Consider the following 22517-nt stretch of genomic DNA (forward strand, 5'->3'; position numbering starts at 1 on the left):
CTTGCTTTAAAACAATTAATAGTTGCTTGATCAAACGTCTGCAAGATGGACAATCATCCTTCCTGCAGGCGCCTTCACAAGATACCTGCGCATACTTTCAAAGATCCGGGGAAGTGGCCTCAGCGCCGTTCCCGTGTGCCGCGAAGTTTCCTTCGTAGCTAGCCGCCCATTATGCCAGACTTTTTCAGTCCGTCAACACCTTCGTTCGATCATCTCGTTCGGCGGTGGTGGGCGCCCTGTTGTCGCTGAAGCCCCTTGGTGGCGGCCCCTGCGACGGGGGAGGAGAAGTATGTCCCCATTCCAATCATTTGTGAAGGGGGTGTGGCGATTTTTTTCACCGGATGTTGCATCGGTTCATCCGTCGCGCGACGGAAGGAACCCGCGAAGCGCAGCCAAGCGTGGGCGTGGCTCTACCAGAGCCCAGGGAAGGGCCGGCTGCGCCGGCCCTTCCCTGCTGTCAGCCAGCGACCAGGCGCACGCGGGCGAAGGTGCGCTTGCCGACCTGCAGCAGGCCTTCGAAGCCCGGCTGCAGCACCTGCTGGCCGTCTTCGACCACTTCACCGTCCACCTTCACCGCGCGCTCCTTCAACTTGCGGTTCGCTTCGGAGTTGCTCGGGGTCAGGCCGGCCGCCGTCAGCAACGCGGCAATACGCAGGCCTTCGGCCGGGATCGCCACATCCTGCAGCGGCAGCTGGGTGATGTCGCCCTGCCCGGTCACCGCCGCTTCCCAGCCGGCAATCGCCTGCTCGGCCGCCACGGCGTCGTGGAAACGGGTCGCCAGCTCACGCGCCAGGCGCAGCTTGACCACGCGCGGGTTCAGGCCGCCATTGGCCACCTGCTCGCGCAGCTGCACGGCCTCGGCCTGGCTGATGTCGAAGGACAGCAGCTCGATCCAGCGCCACATCAGGGTGTCGTCCACCTTCATGGTCTTGGTGACGATGTCGATGGCCGGCTCGCTGATACCAATGTAGTTGCCCAGCGACTTGGACATCTTGTTGACGCCATCCAGGCCTTCCAGCAGCGGCATGGTCAGCACCACCTGCGGCTTCTGGCCATGGTGTTCCTGCAGGCCACGGCCCATCAGCAGGTTGAACTTCTGGTCGGTACCGCCCAGCTCGACGTCGGCCTCCAGGGCCACCGAGTCGTAGCCCTGCACCAGCGGGTACAGGAACTCATGGATGGCGATCGACTGCTGGGCGGCATAACGCTTGGCGAAGTCGTCGCGCTCGAGCATGCGTGCCACGGTGTGCTGCCCGGCCAGGCGGATCATGTCGGCCGCGCCCATCTTGCCGAACCACTCCGAGTTGAAGCGGACTTCGGTACGGCTGCGGTCCAGCACCTTGAACACCTGTTCCTCATAGGTACGGGCGTTGGCCAGCACGTCATCGCGGCTGAGCGGCTTGCGGGTCAGGCTCTTGCCCGACGGATCGCCGATCATGCCGGTGAAGTCGCCGATCAGGAAAATGACCTGGTGGCCGAGGTCCTGGAACTGGCGCATCTTGTTCAGCAGCACTGTGTGGCCCAGGTGCAGATCGGGCGCAGTGGGGTCGAAGCCGGCCTTGATCCGCAGCGGGCGGCCTTCCTGCAAGCGCGCGCGCAGATCCTCAAGCTTGAGGATCTCGTCGGCACCGCGGCCGATCAGGGCAAGGGCTTCTTCAATCGAGGACACGTGACTACTCCCGGCAACGCCGATTCTTGTGTGGGGGTGTTAAAGCAAAGTTAACCCGATTGGCTTCACAAAAGCCAATGGGCACAAGGGTTTGACGCGGTTTTCTCAGGTGTCTATGGTAACCGCCGATCAGGCCCGCGCTCCCGGGCCGCCAGGAAAACACCGCCGATGCACAATTCCGAACAAGGGCGCGCACGCAAGCAGCGCTTCCAGGAACGCCTTCACGTCCTGCACGACAACGCCCTGCATCGGAAGCTCAGGCAACACCTTCCCGCCGCCTTCAATGAGCGCTGGACCCGCCGCCATTGGATGCACGCGAGCCTGTTTGCGACCATCGGCGCCTTGGTGGCGACGATCGTCCCCGGTTTCTCGCACACCATTGACGCGCCTTACGCGGACAGCCACACCAGCCTGGCACTGCCGCTGCCACCGTTGACCATGGCCCGCCAGCAGCAGGTACCGGGCGACAGCTGGCAGGTGCTGCGCATCCAGCGCGGCCAGACCCTGAGCGACCTGTTCGACAAGGCCGGTATTCCGGCCACTACCCTGCACCGGGTGCTGGAGCACCCCGGTGCGCGCGAGGCGCTGACCAAGCTGCGCCCGGGCGCCGAGATCGCCTTCGACATGCCGCTGTCCGGCGACCTGCGCAGCATCCGCTTCGATCGCGACGCCGACAACCGGGTGGAACTGAGCCTGGCCGGCGATGACATCAAGGAGAAGGTGACGCGGCGCGAGACTTCCACGCGTACCGTGGTCACCAGCGGCGAGATCACCAGTTCGCTGTATGCCGCGGCCCGCCGGGCCGGGCTGTCGCCGTCGGCGATCGCGACGATGACCGACGACATCTTCAAGTACGACATCGACTTCTCCAAGGACCTGCAGCCGGGCGACCGCTTCAGCGTGGTGATGGACGAGACCTGGCGCGAAGGCGAGAAGGTGGACACCAGCAAGATCCTGGCGGCGACCTTCACCACTGGGGGCAAGACCTATTCCGGCTTCCGCTTCGACCGCAACGGCAAGTCCGAGTACTACGACATCAACGGCCGTTCGTTGAAGAAGAGCTTCATCCGCATGCCGATCCCGTTCGCGCGGCTGAGCTCGACCTTCGGCGCGCGCAAGCACCCGGTGCTGGGCAAGATGCGCATGCACAAGGGTGTGGACTACGCCGCGCGCACCGGCACGCCGATCATGGCCGCAGGCGACGCCCGCGTGCAGTTCGCCGGCGTGCAGCGCGGCTATGGCAACGTGGTGATCCTTGATCACGGCCGCGGCCACACCACCCTGTACGGCCACATGTCGCGCTTTGCGAACATCAGGACCGGCCAGCGCGTGGCCCAGGGCACGGTGATCGGCTACGTCGGCTCGACCGGCCTGGCGACCGGGCCGCACCTGCACTACGAATTCCGCGTCAACGGCGAGCACCGCAACCCGCTGACCGTGACCATGCCGCCGCCGGAGCCGCTGAAGGGCGCCGAGCTGGTCGCCTTCCGCGCGCAGACCGCGCCGGCGATGGCCCGCATCCAGGGCATGGAGAAGCTGATCTACGCCGATGCCAGCCCGGCACCGACCAGCCGCGACGAGGCCGCCACCGAGGTTGCCAGCGCCAAGGACAAGCAGGCAACCGGCCGCAAGCGCGGCTGAGCCCCTTCGTTGACGAAGAAGGACGCGGCAGCACAAGCTTGCCGCGTCCTTTTTTTATGCCTGCCATGAACACAACTGCCGACGCTGACGCCCCCCTGTACCTTGGCCTGATGTCGGGCACCAGCGCCGACGGCATCGATGCCGCGCTGGTGCAGTTTCCCGCCGCCGGTGGCTGCCGCTTCGTGCACGGGTTGACCGCCCGCTGGGAGCCGGTGCTGCGTGCGCGGCTGGTGGCGCTGGGTGAAGGCGGCCCGCTGGACTCGCTGGAGGAGCTCGGCGAGCTGGATGCGCGCATCGCGATCAACTTCGCCGAGGCTGCCAACCAGCTGCTGGCCGAAGCCGGCGTGGATCGCAGCCAGGTGCGCGCGATCGGCTCGCACGGCCAGACCGTGCGCCACCGCCCGCTGGCCGATCCGGCGTTCACCGTGCAGCTGGGCGACGGCAACCGCATCGCCGAGCTGACCGGAATCACCACGGTGTCCGACTTCCGCCGCCGCGACGTGGCGGCCGAGGGCCATGGCGCGCCGCTGATGCCGGCTTTCCACCTGGGCATGCTGGGTGCCGCCGATGAAGACCGCGCAGTGCTCAACCTGGGCGGCATCGCCAACCTGACCCTGATCCCGCGCGAAGGCGCAGTGCGCGGCTTCGATACGGGCCCTGCCAACGCGCTGATGGATGCCTGGTGCCAGCGCCACACCGGCCGCACCTTCGATGCGGACGGCGCGTATGCCGCCAGTGGCGCGGTGGACGAGGGCCTGCTGGCCGGCTGGCGTTCGGACCCGTGGTTCGCGCTGCCGCCGCCGAAGAGCACCGGGCGCGAGCAGTTCCACCTGGCCTGGGCCGAGGCCCACATGGAGGAAGGCGAATATGCCGCTGCCGATGTGCAGGCCACCCTGCTGGAGCTGACCGTGACGACCGTGGCCGACGCGCTGCTGGCGCAGCAGCCGCAGACCCGGCGCCTGCTGGTCTGTGGCGGCGGGGTGCGCAACCGGCAGCTGATGAAACGGCTGGCGGCGCGGCTGCCGGAGGTGCAGGTGGAGTCCAGCGCGGTGCATGGGCTGGACCCGGAGTACGTGGAGGCGATGGGCTTTGCCTGGCTGGCGCAGCGCACGATGGACGGACTGGCCGGCAACCTGCCAAGCGTGACCGGAGCGAAGGGGCCGCGGATCCTGGGGGCAATCCACCTGGCGTGAGGTGGCGCCATCCACGCATGACGTGGATTCACCGGGCAGCCGAGCGTGGGCTCGGCTCTACAAAGCCGCTAATCGAAGCCCTGCCCTGCGGGCAAGGCCTGCAGGGCGGCGATCGCATCGGAGAGGGCGTCCACTTCGGGATCGCCGAAGCCGGAGCGGACCTCCAGTTCACTGCTGAACAGGCCCTGCTCCAACAGGGCGGCGCAGGTCTGTTCGTGGGTCCAGCCGCGGGCGACCGCGACACGTCGGATACGTTCCAGCAGCAGCGGGTCCAGGTCCCGCAGCACAACATCGGCCATGCTCACTTCCCCGTTCGCAAGGCACCGCCCCCTCGGCGCGTCGGGGGCGATGATCCCGCAGTCCGGGCGGGCAGGCAATCAGGCGACCGGCGGCGGCCCGCGGTCGGCGATCCGCGGCCACAGCCAGGCCAGCAGCAGCAGGGTCGGCACTACAGTGACCGAGCTGAGGATGAAGAACGTGCTGTAGGACGTCGCTTCAACGATGTATCCGGAGACGCCGCCGATGAACTTGCCCGGCAGGTTGGCCAGCGATACCAGCAACGCGTACTGCGTGGCGGTGAAGTTGCGGTCGGTCAGCGACGACATGAAGGCCACCAGCACGGTGCCGGCGAACCCCTGGAACAGGTTGTCGGCACTGAGCGCGGCATAGAACGCCCACAGCTTGCCTGGGTTGTGCGCCATCAGCAGGAAGGCCAGGTTGGACATCGCCACGCCCAGTGCGGCCACCAGCAGCATGCGCCGGAAGCCGAATGCGGCCACCGCAATACCCCCCAGGAACGCACCGCCGATCCCCATCCATACGCCGAACAGCTTGGACACGGTGGCGATGTCGGCCTTGTCGAACCCCGAATCGAGATAGAACGGCCCGGCCATCACGCCGATCACCTGATCGGGGAACTTGAACAGGCCGACGAAGGCCAGCAGCACCAGTGCCAACGCCACGCCATTACGGCTGAAGAAGCTGGAGATGGGCTGGACGAAGGCTTCGGCGATATCGATGCGACGCTGCACCGCCGTGGCCGGGCGCTCCGGTTCGGCGCACAGGAGGGTAGTGACGATCGGCAGCAGCATCAGCGCGGCCATCGCCAGGTAGGCGACGATCCAGCCTTCGAACTGGGCCAGGTACAGCGCGCCGGCACCGGCCAGGATCAGGCCGATCCGGTAGCCCAGCGTGTAGGTGGCCGCCAGTGCGGCCTGCGCGGTCTGCGGCGCGATCTCGATACGGTAGGCATCAACCGCCGAGTCCTGGGTGGCGCCAGCGAACGACGCCACCAGCACCCACATCACCAGTGGCCAGACGCCCTCTTCCGGCCGCACGAAGGCCAGTGCGACCAGGCCGACCAGCACCAGCACCTGCGATACCAGCAGCCACGAACGGCGGCGGCCGAGCGCGCCCAGCAGCGGAAATGCATAGCGGTCCAGCAGCGGCGCCCACAGGAACTTGAGCAGGTAGAAGAAGCTGGCCAGGCTGATCAGGCCGATGCTGCCCAGGTCCAGGCCGACGTCGCGCAGGCGCGTGGACAGCGTCTGCGAAGCGATCAGCAGGAACGGCAGGCCACTGCCGAAGCCAAGCATGGCCATGGTCAGCGCCGACGGGGTACCGAAGGCGCGCTTGATGCCTGCCCAGCCCTTGTAGCTGACCGGCGTGGCGGCCTCGGTCACAGGTCGTAGTCCACGGTGAACGGGGCGTGGTCGGAGAAGCGCTCGTCGCGGTAGATCGAGCAGCTGCGCAGGCGATCACGCAGGCCGGGGGTGATGAACTGGTAGTCGATGCGCCAACCGACGTTGTTGGCACGGGCGGCGCCGCGGTTGCTCCACCAGGTGTAGTCCTCGCCGGCGGGGTTGAGCAGGCGGTAGGCATCGGCCCAACCGCGGCCGGCGGCGACATCGGTGGCCTGGCCGTGGTCGGCGCAGAGGGCGTTGAGCCAGTCGCGTTCCTCCGGCAGGCAGCCGGAATTCTTCTGGTTGGACTTCCAGTTCTTGATGTCCAGCGCCGAACGCACGATGTTCCAGTCGCCGCACAGCACGTAGTCGCGGCCGCTGCGCGCCCACTCCTCCAGGATCGGGCGCAGCCATTCCATCACTTCGAACTTGAAGCCCTGGCGCAGGTCACCCGAGCTGCCGGAGGGAATATAGAACGAGACCACGCTGAGATTGCCGTAGCGCGCCTCGATGTAGCGGCCTTCGTCGTCGAACGGGGCCCAGCCCAGCGAGGTGATGACCTGGTCCGGCTCGCGCTTGCTGTAGATCGCCACGCCGCTGTAGCCCTTCTTGGTGATGGCGTCGCGGTAGAAGCAGTGATGGCCATCCGGACGGAACATCGGGTCGGTCAGCTGGTCTTCCTGGGCCTTGGTTTCCTGGATGCACAGGACGTCGGCGTCCTGGGCACGGAACCAGTCGAGGAAGCCCTTGGTCGCGGCGGAACGGATGCCATTGGCGTTGAAACTGATGATGCGCATGCGGGGACCTGCGGCGGGAAACCGGGCAAGCATACCGGTTGCCCGTGGGGCTGCGCAGTCCGCCAGGCAGTGCCGCGACAGGCTTCAGGCGGGGCCGGACGAGCGCGAAACGCCCAGCTGGATTAGGATTTATGCTCCAAATGAAGATGAATCGAGTTTTGATGAGCGACCACCGCCACCGTTTCCTGCAGCTGGCCCTGACCGCCGACGCCCTGCGCTTCGGCCAGTTCACCCTCAAGTCCGGCCGGCTGAGCCCCTATTTCTTCAACGCCGGCCGTTTCGACTCCGGTTCGCTGCTGTCCCAGCTCGGTGCCTGCTATGCCGATGCCATCGATGCCAGCGGGATCAAGTACGACGTGGTGTTCGGCCCGGCCTACAAGGGCATTCCGCTGGCCACCGCGATGGCCTGCGAGCTGGCCCAGCGCGGCCGCGACCTGCCGCTGTCGTTCAACCGCAAGGAAGCCAAGGACCACGGCGAAGGTGGCCAGCTGATCGGCGCCGACATGAATGGCAAGCGCGTGCTGATCGTCGACGACGTGATCACCGCCGGCACCGCGATCCGCGAAGCGCTGGGCATCATCCGCGCTGCCGGCGGCACCCCGGCCGGCATCGTGGTAGCCCTCGATCGCCAGGAGATCGCCTCGGAAACCGACCGCCGCTCGGCGGCGCAGTCGGTGGCCGAAGAGGCCGGGATTCCGGTGATCGCCGTGGCGTCGCTGGCCGATCTGCTTGATTTCGCCTCCGGCAACCCGGAACTTGTGGGTTACCGCCAGCCGCTGGAAGCCTACCGGGCCCAGTACGGCGTCCGTTCGATCCGCTGACCGACCCAGGGGAAAGGTCATGTCCCGAGTTCCTGCCGTTCTCTTTGCTGGCCTGCTGCTGGCCGTGCCGTGCACCGTGCCGGCGCAGTCGCGCGACGGCGGCAAAGTGGAAAAGAAACTGTACTGCTGGAACGAGGGCAAGGAGCGGATCTGCAGCGATTCACTGCCAGCCGATGCGGTCAATCACGCCCGCGAGGAGTTCAACGCGAAGAGCGGCCTGCGCAATGCGCAGGTCCAGCGCGCGTTGACCGACGAAGAGCGCGCCGCCGCCAGCACGGTGGCCGCGCAGCAGCAGCTGGACCTGATGGCCGAGCAGACCCGCCAGCGCACCGAGCAGGCGATGCTGACGACCTATGGCAGCGAGGACGACCTGCGCCGGGTGTTCGCCGAGCGCCAGGAAGTGCTGGACAACAACCTGAAGACCGCCGAGTACAACGTCACCAGCCTGCGCGAATCGCTGGTGGCGCTGTTGTCGGCCGCTGGCGACCGTGAACTGGCCGGCGGCAAGGTCGCCGACAAGCAGGCCGAGGCGATCCGTCAGCGGCACGTGCAGTTGCGGGCGCAGCAGCGCCTGCAGGCGGGGTTCCTGCAGCAGCAGCAGGCGCTGAAGGCCGAGATCGACAGCACGCTGCAGCGCTACCGCGAGCTGAAGGGCGTGGCGCCAGCGCGCCAGGCGCCGTGATTCGCTTGTAGCGTCGAGCCCATGCTCGGCTCCGCGTGACGTTGGGAAAGAGCAGCCCAGCATGAGCCCGGCTCTACAGCAGGCGGCGCCTGGTTACGGCCTGGCCCACGGAATTTATGCACTCTTTACGCGTCGGCACGGTCCGGCGCGTAGTGCGTTTATGGGCGGCAGGACGACGATGACGACCTGAGGTGGAGGGGTTCCACCAGGACGCTATTGCAATGTCCCCCTGGCTGTCGTTGTTGTGTGGCGTGCTGGTGCTGGTCGCCGCCGCCTATCTTCTTTATGTCGTGCTGCGGCCCGAGTCGTTCTGAGCGGAGCCGGCCATGACTGAGATGCTTGTGATTATTGCCGCCAGCCTGCTGCTGGCGTGGCCGCTGGGCCTGTACCTGGCGCGCGTGATGCGTGGCACGCCGATGAAGGTCGACGTGCTGTTCCACTGGATCGAGAAGCCGCTGTACAGGGTGTTCGGCGTCGATCCCTCGCGCGCGATGTCCTGGCGCGGCTACGTGCTGGCCTTCGTGCTGAGCAACGTGGTGGTCGCCGTACTGACCCAGGCGGTGTTCATGACCCAGGCCTGGCTGCCGCTGAATCCGGACCAGATCCCGAACATGCGCTGGGACACCGCGCTGCACACGATGATCTCGTTCCTGACCAACACCAACCAGCAGCACTATTCGGGCCAGGCGCAGCTGTCCTACCTCTCGCAGATGACCGGCATCACCGGCCTGCAGGTGGTGACACCGATGATGGGCCTGGCGCTGGCGGTGGCCACGCTGCGCGCGTTGTTCTCGCGTGCGCCGCAGGCTGCCGCGGCCACCGGTGCCGGCGACGACCGACAGGTAGCGGTGGGCAACTACTACGTGGACGTGGTGCGCCTGTGCGTGCGCTTCCTGTTGCCGCTGTGCCTGGTGTGGACCCTGCTGCTGACCAGCCAGGGCGTGCCGTCGACGATGGCCGGTGGCCCGCAGGCCACGCCGATCGATGCCAGCGCCGGCATGGCCGCACAGAAGCTGCCGCTGGGCCCGGTGGCGGCGATGGTCGCGGCCAAGCAGCTGGGCGCCAACGGTGGCGGCTGGTACGGCCCGAACAGCAGCTTCCCGCTGGAAAACCCGACCCCGCTGTCGAACGCGCTGGAGATCGTCGGCATCCTGCTGGTGCCGATGGCGGTGATCTTCATGATCGGTGCGTTCACCGGCCGGCGCCGGTTCGGCGCCCTGGTGTTCAGCTGCATGCTGGGCATGTCGCTGCTGTCCACCGGCGCAATGATGTGGAGTGAAGGGCACAGTGCCAGCGCCGCCACGCCGCTGCTGATGGAAGGCAAGGAGGTGCGCTTCGGCGCCGACGGCACTGCGCTGTGGGCGGCGGTGACCACGCAGGTCTCCAACGGCTCGGTCGACGGCATGCATGACTCGCTGGCGCCGCTGAGTGGCGGCATCGCGATGGTCAACATGCTGGTCAGCGCGATCTGGGGCGGCATCGGCTGTGGCCTGCAGCAGTTCATCGTGTACCTGCTGCTGGGCGTGTTCCTGGCCGGGTTGATGACTGGGCGTACGCCGGAACTGTTCGGCCGCAAGCTGGAGACGCCACAGGTACGCCTGCTAGCCCTGCTGGTGCTGCTGCAGCCGATCACCCTGCTGGTGTTCACCGCGATCACCCTGGCCGTGCCCGGGCTGGCCGGTACCTCCAACCCTGGCTTCCATGGCATCAGCCAGGTGTTCTACGAGTACGTCTCGGCCTACGCCAACAACGGCTCGGGCTTCGAGGGGCTGGGCGACGCCACGCTGTGGTGGAACCTGAGCTGCTCGCTGGTGCTGCTGCTGGGCCGCTTCCCGCTGCTGATCATCCCGCTGGTGGTGGCCGCCCAGCTGGCCGCCAAGCGCCAGGCGCCGGAGTCTGCCGGCAGCCTGCAGATCGAAACCCCGACCTTCGCCCTGACCCTGGTCTCGGTGATCGTCATCCTGACCGTGCTGCAGTTCATGCCGGCGCTGGTACTCGGCCCGATCGCCGACCACCTCAGCCTGGGACTGCACTAAGGACACCCCGATGAGTACCCACGCAAGTTCCACCCGTAGTTCCCTTGCCCCGCGCCCTGCGCTGCTTGATGGCGCCGGCCTGCGCCGTGCGCTGGTCGAAGCAGTACGCAAGCTCTCGCCGATGCATCTGGTGCGCAGCCCGGTGATGGCGGTGGTGATGGCCGGCACGATCGTCGCCGCCATCGTCACACTGACCGGCAATGCGCCGCTGGGCTTCGGCCTGGTGGTGACCGCGATCCTGCTGGTGACTGTGTTGTTCGGCAATTTCGCCGAAGCAGTGGCCGAGGCGCGTGGCCGTGGCCAGGCCGCGTCGTTGCGCCGCGCGCGCCAGGATCTGGTGGCGCGGCGCCTGGCCGCACCGCAGCCGGGGGCTGCGGAAGCCCAGGTACCTGCCGCTGAGCTGCGCCCGGGCGACCATGTGATCGTCAGTGCCGGTGAGCTGGTGCCGGCCGATGGCGAGATCGTGCAGGGCCTGGCCACCATCAACGAGGCGGCGGTGACCGGCGAATCCGCCCCGGTGCTGCGCGAGGCCGGTACCGACCGTTCCGGCGTGATCGGCGGCACCAAGGTGCTGTCCGACCAGATCATCGTGCGGGTGACCGCCGAGCCGGGCCACAGCTTCCTCGACCGGATGATCGCGCTGGTGGAGGGTGCCAACCGCCAGAAGACCCCGAACGAGATCGCGCTGACCCTGTTGCTGGCAGCGATGACGCTGACCTTCCTGGTGGTGGTGGCGACGCTGCCGGCGATCGGTGCGGCGGTAGGCGTGCAGGTCGATCCGCTGCTGCTGATCGCGCTGCTGGTATGCCTGATCCCGACCACCATCGGCGGGCTGCTGCCGGCCATCGGCATCGCCGGCATGAACCGTGCGCTGGCCGCCAACGTGCTGGCCAAGTCGGGCAAGGCGGTGGAAGTGGCCGGCGACGTCGACGTGCTGCTGCTGGACAAGACCGGCACCATCACCTACGGCGACCGCCAGGCCAGCCACTTCCATCCGTTGGCCGGCATCGACGCCAGCCAGCTGCGTGAAGCGGCGCTGCTGTCCTCGCTGGCCGACCCGACCCCGGAAGGCAAGTCGATCGTGCGCCTGGCGCGCGAGCAGGGCTGCGCCACCGCCGAGCCGGACCATGCCGAGTACCTGGCGTTCAGTGCGCAGACCCGCATGTCCGGCGTCGATCTGGAACATGGCCGGCAGATCCGCAAGGGTGCCGCCGATGCGATCCGCGCCCATGTGCAGGCGCTGGGCGGCAACGTGCCGGCGGAACTGGCCGGTCGCGTCGAGCAGGTGGCGCGCAATGGCGCCACCCCGCTGGTGGTGGCCGAGGGTCGCCACGTGCTGGGCGTGATCGAACTGTCGGACGTGGTCAAGCACGGCATGCGCGAGAAGTTCGCGCAGCTGCGGGCGATGGGCATCCGTACGGTGATGATCACCGGCGACAACCCGCTGACGGCTGCAGCCATTGCCGCCGAGGCTGGCGTCGACGACTACATCGCCGAGGCCCGCCCGGAGGACAAGCTGGCGCGCATCCGCCAGGAACAGGCCGGTGGCCGGCTGGTGGCAATGGTCGGTGACGGCACCAACGACGCCCCGGCACTGGCCCAGGCCGACATCGGCCTGGCGATGAACTCCGGCACGCAGGCGGCGAAGGAGGCCGGCAACATGGTCGACCTCGATTCAGACCCGGCCAAGCTGCTGGCGGTGGTGGAAGTCGGCAAGCAGCAGCTGATCACCCGCGGCGCGCTGACCACCTTCTCGCTGGCCAACGACGTCTCCAAGTACTTCGCGATCCTGCCGGCGCTGTTCGCCGCGGCCGTTCCGACCATGGCCGCACTGAACGTGATGCAGCTGTCGAGTCCGCGCAACGCGGTGCTGGCGGCGCTGATCTTCAACGCCCTGGTGATTCCCGCGCTGATCCCGCTCGCCCTGCGCGGCGTGCGCTTCCGCCCGGCCACCGCGACCGCGCTGCTGCGCCGGAACATGCTGGTGTACGGCCTCGGCGGCGTGCTGCTGCCGTTCGCGGCAATCAAGCTGATCGACCTCCTCCTAGTCCTGGTATTCGGCGCATGAACCGTTCTGTTTCCACCTCCACCTCCCTGCCCCGCGAAGCGAACGCCGAGGCCCGCGTGGCCAGCCTGCAGGACGACGCCCGCTGGCGCCCGGCGATCGGCCTGGGCCTGGCCACCCTGCTGCTGGCCGGCGCGGTCTATGCCGGCATCGCCACCGGCTTTGCCGGCCTGGCCTACCCGACCCAGGCCGAAGGCAGCCTGCTGCGCGATGGCAGCGGCCAGGTGCGTGGCTCGGCCTGGCTGGCGCAGCCGTTCACCGGTGACGGCTACTTCCAGGCGCGTCCGTCGGCGGCCAACTACGACCCGATGGCCGCGGCCGGTTCCAACCTGGCGCGCAGCAACCCCGCGCTGGCCGAGCGCGTCGCCGCCAGCACCGCTGCGGTGGCCGCACGCGAAGGCATTGCCCCGGCGCAGGTGCCGGCGGACCTGGTCACCCAGTCCGCCGGTGGCCTCGATCCGCAGCTGTCGCCGGCGGCGGCGCAGCTGCAGGTGGTACGCGTGGCGCGTGCCCGTGGCCTGCCGGTGGAGCGCGTGCAGGCACTGGTGCAGGCGCATACCGAAGGGCGCCAGTGGGGCCTGTTCGGCCAGCCACGGGTGAACGTGGTGACGCTGAACTTCGCGCTGGACCATGCGGCCAAGACGCCGTGATGCCGGGCTGTACCCGCTGCGCGCACAATGGTGGCCATGACAGCGGCCCCCATGACTGATGCACGTACCCGCCAGGCCGATGCCCTGGTTGAAGGCCTGCAACGCGAAGCCGGCGGCAAGCTGACCGTGTTCCTCGGTGCGGCGCCGGGCGTGGGCAAGACCTACACCATGCTGACCCGTGCGCAGGAACAGCTGCGCCGCGGCGTCGACCTGGTGGTGGGCCTGGTGGAAACCCATGGACGCACCGATACCCAGGCCCTGCTGGAGGGCCTGCCGCAGCTGCCGCTGAAGGACGTGGCCTATCACGGCCATGTCCTGCAGGAGATGGACCTGGATGCCGTGCTGGCACGGCATCCGGCGCTGGTGCTGGTGGATGAACTGGCCCACCGCAATGCACCGGGCAGCCGCCATGAGCGGCGCTGGCAGGATGTGATGGAGCTGCTGGATGCCGGCATCGACGTCTGGACCACGGTCAACATCCAGCATCTGGAAAGCCTCAACGACGTGGTGATGCGGATCACCGGCGTGCGCGTCAGCGAGACCGTGCCCGACGGCGTGCTCGACCGCCTGCACGACATCGTGCTGGTCGATCTGCCGCCGCGCGAACTGATCGCTCGCCTGCAGCAGGGCAAGGTCTATGTGCCCGAACAGGCGGCACAGGCACTGCAGGCGTTCTTCTCACCGGCCAACCTGACCGCGCTGCGCGAACTGGCGATGCAGGAAGCCGCCGACCGCGTCGACAGCAGCCTGCGCGAAACCCGTGCCGCGCGCGGCGAAAGCAATCTGCCCCTGCGTCGCGGCGTTCTGGTGGCCATCGACGGGGGCGGCCAGAGCGAATACCTGGTGCGCGTGGCGCGGCGCATCGCAGAGCGCCGCGACGCACCGTGGACGGTAGTGACCGTGCAGGGCCGGCGCCAGGACGAGGCGACCCGGCGCGAGATCGATGCGGCCTTCGCGCTGGCACGGCGGCTGGGCGGCGACGCCGAACTGCTGCACGGATCAAGCATTGCCGATGCCCTGCTCGACCATGCCGCACACAACGGCGTGTCGACCCTGGTGCTGGGCCGGACCCGCGAACGGCCGCTGGCGCGGATGTTCAACCGCACCCTGACCCAGCAGCTGATCCAGCGTGGCGCGCATTACGAGATCACCATCATCAGCACGCCGCAGGCACGCGCACGCTCGCGCCGCGAGAGCCTGCTGCCGCCAATGCGCGGTATCAGTCATGAACCGGCACAAGCCCTGATCGCCACGGCGCTGGCCTGTGCGGTGGCGTGGCTGGCCGAACACTGGGTGGGCATGGCCGACCTGTCGATGGTGTTCATCGTCGCAGTGGTGCTGGTGGCTGCACGCACGCGCGCCAGCGTGGCGGTGATGGCCGCGATCCTGTGCTTCCTGGCCTACAACTTCCTGTTCATCGCGCCGCGCTTCACCTTCGCCATCGGTGCGCGCCAGGGCGTGATCACCGTGTTCCTGTTCCTGGCCGCGGCACTGGTGGCCGGGCGCCTGGCCTCGCGCCTGCGCATGCAGGTGATTGCGCTGCGTGCGGCCAACCGCCATGCGCGTGCGCGCCAGCAGCTGGGCCGTCAGCTGGCCAGTGCGGCCGGCAACGGCGAAGTGGCACAGGCGGGCCGGCATGCGCTGGAGCAGGCCCTGGACGTGCCGGCGTGGCTGCGGATCGGCACCGATACCGCCGCCGGTGGCCGCAGCCAGCCTGGCGATACCGACCTGGCGGCCGCCGATTGGGCACTGCGCCACGGCCAGCCCAGTGGGCGTTTCACCGATACCCTGGCCGGCGCGCAATGGTGGTTCCTGCCGCTGCTGGACGGCGAAGACCGTGCGATCGGCGTGGCCGGCCTGTACCTGCCCGGCGCACAGGCGCGCCTGCTGCCCGAACAGCGGCAGCTGGCCGAAGCGATGGTCGATGACATCGCACAGGCCGCGCTGCGTACGCGGCTGGTGGCGGAACTGGAGCAGGCACACGTCAGCAACGAGACCGAGCGGTTGCGCTCGGCGCTGCTCTCCTCGGTGTCGCACGACCTGCGCTCGCCACTGGCGGCGATGATTGGGTCGGCCGACAGCCTGGCCAGCTACGGTGCAGCGATGGATACGGCTGATCGCCGCGCCCTGCTGGACACCATCCTGGTCGAGGGCGAGCGCCTGGACCGCTACATCCAGAACCTGCTGGACATGACCCGGCTGGGTCATGAAGGGCTGAAGATCAACCGCGACTGGATCGGCGTGGACGAACTGATCGGCTCGGCGGCACGGCGCCTGCAGCGCTACCAGCCAAAGGTGCGGCTGGAGCTGGACATCCCAGCCACGCTGGCACCGATCTGGGTGCATCCGGCGCTGGTCGAACAGGCCGTGTTCAACGTGATGGAGAACGCGGCCAAGTTCTCGCCGCCCGACGCCGCCGTGCAGGTACAGGCGCGCGAGCTGGACGGCCAGCTGCGCATCGACGTGATCGATGCCGGCCCCGGCATTCCCGATGACGAGCGCGCGCGCATCTTCGACATGTTCTACAGCGTCGAGCGTGGCGACCGAGGCCGCCACGGCACCGGCCTGGGCCTGACCATCTGCCAGGGCATGATCGGCGCACATGGCGGCAGCGTGCAGGCGCTGCCCGGACGCGACGGTCGCGGTACCCTGATCCGCATCACCCTGCCCCTGCTCAAGCCAGCCTCCCACGATGAGCCCGACCCCGATTGATGCCAGCGTGCCGGCCGCGCGCGTCCTGGTGATCGATGATGAAACCCAGATCCGCCGGTTCCTGGACATCAGCCTGCGCGCGCAGGGCTATCAGGTGCGGCAGGCGGCGACCGGCCAGGAAGGCCTGCAGCTGGCGGCCAGCGAAGACATGGACCTGGTGATCCTGGATATCGGCCTGCCGGACATGGAAGGCCACGAAGTCCTGGAACAGCTGCGCCAGTGGAGCCAGGTGCCGGTGATCATGCTGACCGTGCGCGCCGGCGAAGCCGAGAAGGTGCGCGCACTGGATACCGGCGCCAACGACTACGTGACCAAGCCATTTGGCACGCAGGAGCTGATGGCGCGGGTGCGGGCGCTGCTGCGCACGCGCAGCGTGCCGACCGATGGCACGCCGCCGGTGTTCGACGATGGCCACCTGCACGTGGACCTGGTGCGTCGCGAAGTCGCCCTGCAGGGTGAACCGGTGGCGTTGACCCGCAAGGAATACGCGCTGCTGTCGCTGCTGCTGCGCAATGCCGGGCGGGTGGTGACCCAGCCGCAGATCCTGCAGGAGATCTGGGGGCCGACCCACCAGCACGACACCCACTACCTGCGCATCCTGGTCGGCAAGCTGCGGCACAAGCTGGGCGATTCGGCGCTGGATTCGCGCTACCTGTTCACCGAGCCGGGCGTGGGGTTGCGGTTCAAGGGATAGTGCCGGCCGCTGGCCGGCAAGCCCAATTGCCGGCCAGCGGCCGGCACTACCCATTCTGCTGCAGCGTCCAAAGGGGTCAGAACCCCAGCGGGGTATCGCCCAGCACTGGTTGCAGCTGGCTGCGGAACAGGGACTGGATGCGTTCCAGTGCGGCCTCGTCGTTGCCTTCGAAGCGCAGCACCAGCACCGGCGTGGTGTTGGAGGCACGCACCAGCCCCCAGCCATCGGCGAAGTCCACGCGCAGCCCGTCGATGGTCGACAGGCGGCCACCCACATACGGGTTGTCCGGCGATTGCGCCGCCGCCACCAGCATCGCCACCAGGGCATGCGGCGTCCCGTCGGCCACCGGTACCTTCAGCTCCGGCGTGGCGACCATTTCCGGCAGTTCGCCCAGCACCTCGTCCGGGGTTTCCTCGCGCTGGGCCAGGATCTCCAGCAATCGCGCAGCGGCGTACAGGCCGTCGTCGAAACCGAACCAGCGTTCCTTGAAGAAGAAATGGCCGCTCATCTCGCCGGCCAGCTCGGCATCGGTCTCGCGCATCTTCGCCTTCATCAGCGAATGCCCGGTCTTCCACATCAGCGGGCTGCCACCGTTGCGCAGCACGTGGTCGGACAGCTTGCCGGTGCACTTCACGTCGTAGATCACCATCGCGCCCGGATTGCGCATCAACACATCGGCAGCGAACAGCATCAGCAGGCGATCGGCGTAGATGATCCGGCCTTCGCCGGTCACCACGCCCAGCCGGTCGCCGTCGCCATCGAAGGCCACGCCGAGATCGGCGCCAAAGCGCTTGACCGTCTGCACCAGGTCTTCCAGGTTGGCCGGTTCGCTCGGGTCGGGATGATGGTTGGGGAAGGTACCGTCGACATCGCAGTACAGCGGAATGACGTCGGCGCCGATCGCTTCCAGCAGCTGCGGCGCCAGTGCGCCAGCCACGCCATTGCCGGCATCGGCCACGACCTTCAGCGGGCGGTCCAGCTGCACGTCATCGGCGATGCGCTGGATGTAGTCGGCACTGACATCGCGCTGCTGGTAGTCACCGGGCTCGGCGGCCTGCACCAGGCGGCCCTCGACGATGCGCTGGTAGAGATCGGTGATGGCATCGCCGGACAGCGTCTCGCCGCCAATGACCACCTTGAAGCCGTTGTACTCGGGCGGATTGTGGCTGCCGGTGACTGCCACGCAGGTGCCGGTACGCAGATGGAAGGCGGCGTAGTACACGAGCGGGGTCGGCGCCAGGCCGATGTCGATCACCGCGCAGCCGGCACGGCGCAGGCCCTCGGCCAGCCCAGCCGTGAGCTCGGGTCCGGACAGGCGGCCATCGCGACCGATCACCACCTCGCGCAGGCCCTGCTCCAGTGCCACGGTGCCGATGGCCTGGCCGATCAGCGCCGCGGTCTTCGGTGTCAGTTCACTGCCCACCACGCCGCGGATGTCATAAGCGCGGAAGATGCCGGCGGCCAGCTCCTCGGCCGGCACCGGCGGGGGCGGCGGTGGCGTGGCATCGCCACTGCCGGTCACAGCGGCCACGGGTGGCGGCGCCTGCTGCAGGCTCTCGCTCAGGGTCGGGCCATGGTCGGCCTCGGACGCTGCGGCGCGGCGCGGCAAGGGCAGCGACTTCGGCAGTCGGTCACGTCCCACCACCAGCAACACGGCAATGAACGCCAGCAGCAACGCCACAATGGCGCTGGCCAGCGCGCCCAGGCCCAGCGGACCGGCGTCGACATTCGGCACCGACGCGACCAGCCGCAGCGGCGTGCCTGCAACCGGGCGCGCCAGCGCTTCGGCACTTTCGGACAGGCCCGCGTCGCCCTGGGTGACCAGATCGAACCCACCCTGGCGCAGGCCAAGGAAGCCTGCGGACGGCGCACGCACCTGGTCCAGCGGCGAGGTCAGCCGCAGCAGCGGCTGGCGGACATAGATCACGGCCGGCCCCAGGCTGCCCAGCTGCACCGGCGCGGCCAGGCCCAGGCGATTGCCGCCACCATCGCGGACGACGCGCAGGCTGGGTTTGCCCTCAGCCACCGCCGCTTCCAGCAGAGCCAGGCGTGCATACCCGAAGGTGGCCGGATCGGCATAGGCGTTGGCCAGATCGGCCGTCAGCACCTCGACCTGCTCAACCCCGGTCCAGCTCTCGCGCACGGCCAGCGCCGCTGCAGCAGCATCGCCGGCCTGCAGCGCCTGCTGCACGCGATCGTTCTTCAACTGCTGCTGCAGCTGCTGCAACTGGCCTGCAGCGGCCTGCTGCAGGCCCTGCACGGCCTGGTCGCGCGCTTCTTCCAGCGCCTGGCCGTTGGCCTCCTGCCGCCATTGCTGCACCGCGCTCCATCCGAACCAGCCGGCCAGCAGGATCAGCAGCACCCCCAGTAGTGGTGCACTGCGACCCAACGACCGTCCCCGCTGTCCTTCCCCGATGCCGCTCATCGATGTCCCCTGTCAACGCACCCCGGTATGGCCGAATCCACCCGTGCCCCGCACGCTGTCGGTGAAAGTATCCACCACCTGCAGGCTGACGCGGGCAATCGGAACCACCACCAGCTGCGCGATGCGATCGCCGGGCTCGATGGTGAAGGCCTCGCGGCCACGGTTCCAGACGCTGATCAGCAGCGGCCCCTGGTAGTCGGCATCGATCAGGCCGGTGCCGTTGCCCAGCACGATGCCATGCCGATGGCCCAGCCCTGAACGCGGCAGGATCACCGCGCACAGGTTCGGGTCGGCAATGTGGATGGCCAGGCCGCTGGGCACCAGCGCGGTGTCGCCCGGCTGCAGGGTCAGCGCGGTATCCAGCGCGGCGCGCAGGTCCATGCCGGCGCTGGCTTCGGTGGCGTAGGCCGGCAGCGGCCAGCTGTCGCCGAAGCGCGGATCGAGCAGCTTGACCTGCAGCGGTTGGGAAAGGGATGCCTGGGTCATGCCTGGAGTCTCCGCGCGATCAGCGCCAGCAGTTGTTCGGCCAGTTCGCGCTTGGAGGTGGCCGGGAATACCTGTTCACCGTCCTGCCAGAAGGCCGTGGCGGCATTGTTGTCGCTCTCGAAACCACCACCACTGATGCCGACCTGGTTGGCAATCACCAGGTCCAGGCGCTTGTCGATCAGCTTGCCGCGTGCATATTTCTCCACGTCGTGGGTCTCGGCGGCGAAGCCGACCACCAGCTTCAGCGACTGCGTCTGCGCGGCGACTTCGGCCAGGATGTCCGGCGTGCGCACCAGCTCGATCACCAGCGACTGGCTGTCGGCGGTCTTCTTCAGCTTCTGCGCGGCGACCTGGCGCGGGGTGTAGTCGGACACCGCGGCGGCACCGATATAGATGTCGGCGGGCAGCGACTTCAGTACGGCATCGCGCATCTGCGCGGCCGAGCGCACGTCGATGCGCTGCACGCCCGGTGGCGTCGGCAGCTGGACCGGGCCGCTGACCAGAACCACGTGCGCGCCCAGCGCGGCGGCGGCAGCGGCCAGGGCAAAGCCCATCTTGCCGCTGCTGCGGTTGCCGACGTAGCGCACCGGATCGATGTCTTCGTAGGTCGGGCCGGCACTGATCAGCAGGCGCAACCCCTGCAGGGCATGGGTTTCCGGCGCGGCAACCGTCGCAGCGGTACCGCCATTGGCCACCAGCGCGGCCACGATGTCGCCCGGTTCGGCCAGCCGGCCGGGACCGGATTCACCTTCGGCCAGCGGGCCATCGACCGGGCCGATCACCTGCGCACCGCGCTGGCGCAGCAGGGCGATGTTGGCCTGGGTAGCCGGATGCAGCCACATCCGGTGGTTCATTGCCGGGCAGATCGTCAGCGGTGCGGTGCTGGCCAGGCACAGGGTGCTGACCAGGTCATCGGCATGGCCTTGGGCCAGCCGCGCCAGCAGATCGGCGGTACCCGGCGCGACCACGATGCGGTCGGCCCAGCGCGCCAGCTCGATGTGGCCCATGGCCTGCTCGGCGGCGCTGTCCCACAGCGTGGTGCGGGTCGGCTGCCCGGACAGGGCCTGGAAGCTGAGCGGAGTGACGAACTGCTGGGCACCGGCGGTCATCGCCACCTGCACCTGGGCACCGGCATCGCGCAGGCGCCGCACCAGCTCCAGGGCCTTGTAGGCCGCGATCCCGCCTCCGACGCACAACAGCAGTTTCTGGCCTTCCAGCGCGCGGGCCGGCGCGGGGGAAGCGTTGGGGGAGTCAGCCACCTGGAATTCCTGTGCAAACGAGGGCATTAGCTTACCCGATGGTCAGTAATGTCCCGGTACACGGCACACATAGCGGGCGGCTATCAGCAGATGGGACTTGCGCCACAACGCTTCCGGGGTTCAAGACACTGCGATTCGGAACTTTCCTATACCTGTTGCCCGGCCACGTTTGCAGAATCGTCGGTGGCCACCGCAGGTGTGCCGCTTCGCTTTTCGAGGATTCCGCGTGCACCCGCGCATCATCATCGCCGACGACCATCCCGTCGTCCTGCACGGCATCCGCATCGTGCTGCAGACCCATCTGATGGAGGTCGTCGGCAGCGCGCGTGACGGCGCCCAGCTGCTGCAGCTGGTCGAGCACCACGGCTGCGACGCGGTGCTGACCGACCTCTCCATGCCGGGCACCGGCCCGGATGGCCCGGAACTGATCGCTGAGCTGCGCGCACGCCACCCGGGCATGCCCGTGGTGGTGCTTACCGGCGCCCGTCACCCCGGCCTGCTCGATGGCCTGCTGCGTGAAGGTGTCAGTGGCCTGGTGGACAAGTGCGCCGATTTCGGCGAGTTGCCGCAGGCCCTGAACGCGGCCATGGCCGGGCAGGTGTTCGTCTCGCAGCAGCTGCGCCACCACCTGCAGGCGCGCGACCTGATGTTCGCGCGTGAGCCGGCGGCGCTGTCGGCCCGCGAGCAGGAAGTACTGGACCTGCTGGCCGCCGGGCTGAAGGTGAACGCCATCGCCGTCCACTGCGGACGCAGCCCGAAGACGATCAGCCGGCAGAAGGCCGAAGCCAAGCGCAAGCTGGGCCTGCAGAACAACCAGGAACTGTTCGCCTACCTGCAGTCGCGGCGCGGCTGAGGCAACGGCCGACCCTGGCATGCGTGCTGCCCCGATGGGACGCCTCACCCGCACCGGCGATGATGCAGGCATGCCCATCCATGACTGGCCCGAACAGGAACGTCCCCGCGAGAAGCTGATCGCCCGCGGCCCCGCCACCTTGTCCGACGCCGAGCTGCTGGCGCTGTTCCTCGGCTCGGGCTTCGGCGGGCGCGACGCGGTGCAGACCGCGCGCGACCTGCTGCAGGCGCATGGCCCGCTGCGCGTGCTGCTGGACCGCCCGGCCCGGGAGCTGGCCCGGCTGCCTGGGCTGGGCCCGGCGCGCAGCTGTGCCCTGGCCGCCGGGCTGGAACTGGCCCAGCGCTACCTGGCTGCCGAGCTGCAGCAGGGCGAGGCGGTCGGCAACAATCCCGTCGCGGTGGGCCGTTACCTGCAGCACCGCCTGCGCGGCCAGGCCCGCGAGATCTTCATGGCGCTGTTCCTCGACAACCGCCACCGCCTGATCGCCTGCGAGGAGCTGTTCCAGGGCACCATCAACGCCGCGCCGGTCTATCCCCGCGAGGTGGTGCGGCGCGCCCTGCTGCACAACGCGGCGGCGGTGATCCTCAGCCACAACCACCCCTCCGGCGACCCGGAGCCCTCCGGCGCCGATACCCGCATCACCGACGAACTGCAGCAGGCGCTGGCCCTGGTGGACGTGCGCCTGCTGGACCACTTCGTGGTCGGCGAGGGCCGCCCCGTTTCATTTGCTGAACGAGGGCTGCTGTCCCCGCCCCAGCCGCGCCTGTTCGGCTGAGCCGCGCCCGCCAGGCGCGGGCGGGGCCCCCACAGGCATGTTCTGGTCAGCGTGGGCGCGGGCATCTGCGCTAAAAT

Annotated in this window: 19 protein-coding genes; 12 read left to right on the forward strand and 7 right to left on the reverse strand. The window is 68.5% G+C overall.

Features of this window, described 5'->3' with window-relative positions; all coding sequences use genetic code 11:
* Window positions 1-457 precede the first annotated feature (457 nt).
* Window positions 458-1669 carry a tyrosine--tRNA ligase gene (tyrS, locus tag KXV01_RS12655; RefSeq protein WP_005420460.1) on the reverse strand — a complete coding sequence of 404 codons (1212 nt, stop codon included), beginning with the start codon at window positions 1667-1669 and terminating at the stop codon, window positions 458-460.
* A gap of 168 nt (window positions 1670-1837) precedes the next feature.
* Between tyrS and KXV01_RS12660 the strand changes: the two genes are divergently transcribed.
* Both KXV01_RS12660 and KXV01_RS12665 read left to right on the forward strand, forming a co-directional pair.
* A complete protein-coding gene (locus KXV01_RS12660) occupies window positions 1838-3310 on the forward strand; it encodes a peptidoglycan DD-metalloendopeptidase family protein (RefSeq protein ID WP_049413997.1) in 1473 nt (490 codons plus the stop codon).
* A gap of 65 nt (window positions 3311-3375) precedes the next feature.
* Complete coding sequence (locus KXV01_RS12665; protein WP_111096931.1) at window positions 3376-4503, forward strand: anhydro-N-acetylmuramic acid kinase; 1128 nt, start codon at window positions 3376-3378, stop codon at window positions 4501-4503.
* Between the two features lie 68 nt (window positions 4504-4571).
* Here KXV01_RS12665 and KXV01_RS12670 read toward each other — a convergent pair whose 3' ends face one another.
* From KXV01_RS12670 to KXV01_RS12680, 3 genes are all read right to left on the reverse strand, one after another.
* Window positions 4572-4802 (reverse strand): hypothetical protein, encoded by a 231-nt coding sequence (locus KXV01_RS12670; protein WP_005420465.1) that lies wholly within the window; start codon window positions 4800-4802, stop codon window positions 4572-4574.
* A 78-nt stretch (window positions 4803-4880) separates the two neighbouring features.
* On the reverse strand, window positions 4881-6185 hold the full coding sequence (locus tag KXV01_RS12675) for an MFS transporter (RefSeq protein WP_049413991.1): 1305 nt from the start codon (window positions 6183-6185) through the stop codon (window positions 4881-4883).
* Window positions 6182-6982, reverse strand: a complete 801-nt coding sequence (locus tag KXV01_RS12680; protein ID WP_049413989.1) for an exodeoxyribonuclease III — start codon at window positions 6980-6982, stop codon at window positions 6182-6184. Before KXV01_RS12680 ends, KXV01_RS12675 begins: the two co-directional genes overlap by 4 nt.
* Before the next feature lie 161 nt (window positions 6983-7143).
* Between KXV01_RS12680 and pyrE the strand changes: the two genes are divergently transcribed.
* From pyrE to KXV01_RS12720, 8 genes are all read left to right on the forward strand, one after another.
* Window positions 7144-7803, forward strand: coding sequence for an orotate phosphoribosyltransferase (gene pyrE, locus KXV01_RS12685; protein ID WP_005420471.1), 660 nt, complete (start codon window positions 7144-7146; stop codon window positions 7801-7803).
* Between the two features lie 19 nt (window positions 7804-7822).
* Entirely contained in the window at window positions 7823-8485 is a 663-nt protein-coding gene (locus KXV01_RS12690; RefSeq protein WP_049413985.1) for a hypothetical protein, read from the forward strand.
* Window positions 8486-8706: 221 nt separating this feature from the next.
* Window positions 8707-8799 carry a potassium-transporting ATPase subunit F gene (locus KXV01_RS12695; protein WP_005407770.1) on the forward strand — a complete coding sequence of 31 codons (93 nt, stop codon included), beginning with the start codon at window positions 8707-8709 and terminating at the stop codon, window positions 8797-8799.
* A 12-nt stretch (window positions 8800-8811) separates the two neighbouring features.
* On the forward strand, window positions 8812-10521 hold the full coding sequence (kdpA, locus tag KXV01_RS12700) for a potassium-transporting ATPase subunit KdpA (protein ID WP_111190482.1): 1710 nt from the start codon (window positions 8812-8814) through the stop codon (window positions 10519-10521).
* Between the two features lie 10 nt (window positions 10522-10531).
* Window positions 10532-12589 carry a potassium-transporting ATPase subunit KdpB gene (gene kdpB / locus KXV01_RS12705; RefSeq protein WP_263467828.1) on the forward strand — a complete coding sequence of 686 codons (2058 nt, stop codon included), beginning with the start codon at window positions 10532-10534 and terminating at the stop codon, window positions 12587-12589.
* Complete coding sequence (kdpC, locus tag KXV01_RS12710; RefSeq protein ID WP_100478987.1) at window positions 12586-13236, forward strand: potassium-transporting ATPase subunit KdpC; 651 nt, start codon at window positions 12586-12588, stop codon at window positions 13234-13236. Before kdpB ends, kdpC begins: the two co-directional genes overlap by 4 nt.
* Before the next feature lie 51 nt (window positions 13237-13287).
* Window positions 13288-15948, forward strand: coding sequence for a sensor histidine kinase KdpD (locus tag KXV01_RS12715; RefSeq protein ID WP_049439093.1), 2661 nt, complete (start codon window positions 13288-13290; stop codon window positions 15946-15948).
* Window positions 15929-16642: a response regulator transcription factor gene (locus tag KXV01_RS12720; RefSeq protein ID WP_005420506.1), complete on the forward strand. Its 714-nt coding sequence runs from the start codon at window positions 15929-15931 to the stop codon at window positions 16640-16642. The genes KXV01_RS12715 and KXV01_RS12720 overlap by 20 nt, the downstream gene beginning before the upstream one ends.
* Before the next feature lie 76 nt (window positions 16643-16718).
* On the opposite strand, the gene KXV01_RS12725 is transcribed toward KXV01_RS12720, so the two are convergent.
* From KXV01_RS12725 to coaBC, 3 genes are read right to left on the reverse strand one after another with little or no spacing between them, the layout of a single operon-like run.
* On the reverse strand, window positions 16719-19067 hold the full coding sequence (locus KXV01_RS12725; protein ID WP_100478989.1) for a phosphomannomutase/phosphoglucomutase: 2349 nt from the start codon (window positions 19065-19067) through the stop codon (window positions 16719-16721).
* A gap of 12 nt (window positions 19068-19079) precedes the next feature.
* Window positions 19080-19553, reverse strand: coding sequence for a dUTP diphosphatase (gene dut, locus KXV01_RS12730; protein ID WP_005420510.1), 474 nt, complete (start codon window positions 19551-19553; stop codon window positions 19080-19082).
* Window positions 19550-20839, reverse strand: coding sequence for a bifunctional phosphopantothenoylcysteine decarboxylase/phosphopantothenate--cysteine ligase CoaBC (coaBC, locus tag KXV01_RS12735; RefSeq protein WP_049414325.1), 1290 nt, complete (start codon window positions 20837-20839; stop codon window positions 19550-19552). The genes dut and coaBC overlap by 4 nt, the downstream gene beginning before the upstream one ends.
* 199 nt (window positions 20840-21038) lie before the next feature.
* On the opposite strand from coaBC, the gene KXV01_RS12740 reads away from it, so the two are divergent.
* Window positions 21039-21665 (forward strand): response regulator transcription factor, encoded by a 627-nt coding sequence (locus KXV01_RS12740; RefSeq protein WP_263467829.1) that lies wholly within the window; start codon window positions 21039-21041, stop codon window positions 21663-21665.
* Window positions 21666-21699: 34 nt separating this feature from the next.
* On the forward strand, window positions 21700-22440 hold the full coding sequence (gene radC / locus KXV01_RS12745; RefSeq protein WP_308304154.1) for a DNA repair protein RadC: 741 nt from the start codon (window positions 21700-21702) through the stop codon (window positions 22438-22440).
* The last annotated feature ends 77 nt before the right edge of the window (window positions 22441-22517 follow it).

The sequence above is a fragment of the Stenotrophomonas sp. Ps181 genome (assembly GCF_025697425.1).
In the GTDB taxonomy this organism is placed as follows: Bacteria; Pseudomonadota; Gammaproteobacteria; order Xanthomonadales; family Xanthomonadaceae; genus Stenotrophomonas; species Stenotrophomonas sepilia.

Bases quoted from the DNA above. Each gene is read 5' to 3' on its own strand.
- radC (WP_308304154.1), top strand. From the start codon at position 21,700: ATGGGACGCCTCACCCGCACCGGCGATGATGCAGGCATGCCCATCCAT.
- KXV01_RS12725 (WP_100478989.1), bottom strand. From the start codon at position 19,067: ATGAGCGGCATCGGGGAAGGACAGCGGGGACGGTCGTTGGGTCGCAGT.
- KXV01_RS12680 (WP_049413989.1), bottom strand. From the start codon at position 6,982: ATGCGCATCATCAGTTTCAACGCCAATGGCATCCGTTCCGCCGCGACC.
- KXV01_RS12690 (WP_049413985.1), top strand. From the start codon at position 7,823: ATGTCCCGAGTTCCTGCCGTTCTCTTTGCTGGCCTGCTGCTGGCCGTG.
- kdpC (WP_100478987.1), top strand. From the start codon at position 12,586: ATGAACCGTTCTGTTTCCACCTCCACCTCCCTGCCCCGCGAAGCGAAC.
- coaBC (WP_049414325.1), bottom strand. From the start codon at position 20,839: ATGCCCTCGTTTGCACAGGAATTCCAGGTGGCTGACTCCCCCAACGCT.
- KXV01_RS12665 (WP_111096931.1), top strand. From the start codon at position 3,376: ATGAACACAACTGCCGACGCTGACGCCCCCCTGTACCTTGGCCTGATG.
- dut (WP_005420510.1), bottom strand. From the start codon at position 19,553: ATGACCCAGGCATCCCTTTCCCAACCGCTGCAGGTCAAGCTGCTCGAT.
- KXV01_RS12670 (WP_005420465.1), bottom strand. From the start codon at position 4,802: ATGGCCGATGTTGTGCTGCGGGACCTGGACCCGCTGCTGCTGGAACGT.
- KXV01_RS12695 (WP_005407770.1), top strand. From the start codon at position 8,707: ATGTCCCCCTGGCTGTCGTTGTTGTGTGGCGTGCTGGTGCTGGTCGCC.
- KXV01_RS12660 (WP_049413997.1), top strand. From the start codon at position 1,838: ATGCACAATTCCGAACAAGGGCGCGCACGCAAGCAGCGCTTCCAGGAA.
- KXV01_RS12720 (WP_005420506.1), top strand. From the start codon at position 15,929: ATGAGCCCGACCCCGATTGATGCCAGCGTGCCGGCCGCGCGCGTCCTG.
- pyrE (WP_005420471.1), top strand. From the start codon at position 7,144: ATGAGCGACCACCGCCACCGTTTCCTGCAGCTGGCCCTGACCGCCGAC.
- kdpA (WP_111190482.1), top strand. From the start codon at position 8,812: ATGACTGAGATGCTTGTGATTATTGCCGCCAGCCTGCTGCTGGCGTGG.
- KXV01_RS12715 (WP_049439093.1), top strand. From the start codon at position 13,288: ATGACTGATGCACGTACCCGCCAGGCCGATGCCCTGGTTGAAGGCCTG.
- kdpB (WP_263467828.1), top strand. From the start codon at position 10,532: ATGAGTACCCACGCAAGTTCCACCCGTAGTTCCCTTGCCCCGCGCCCT.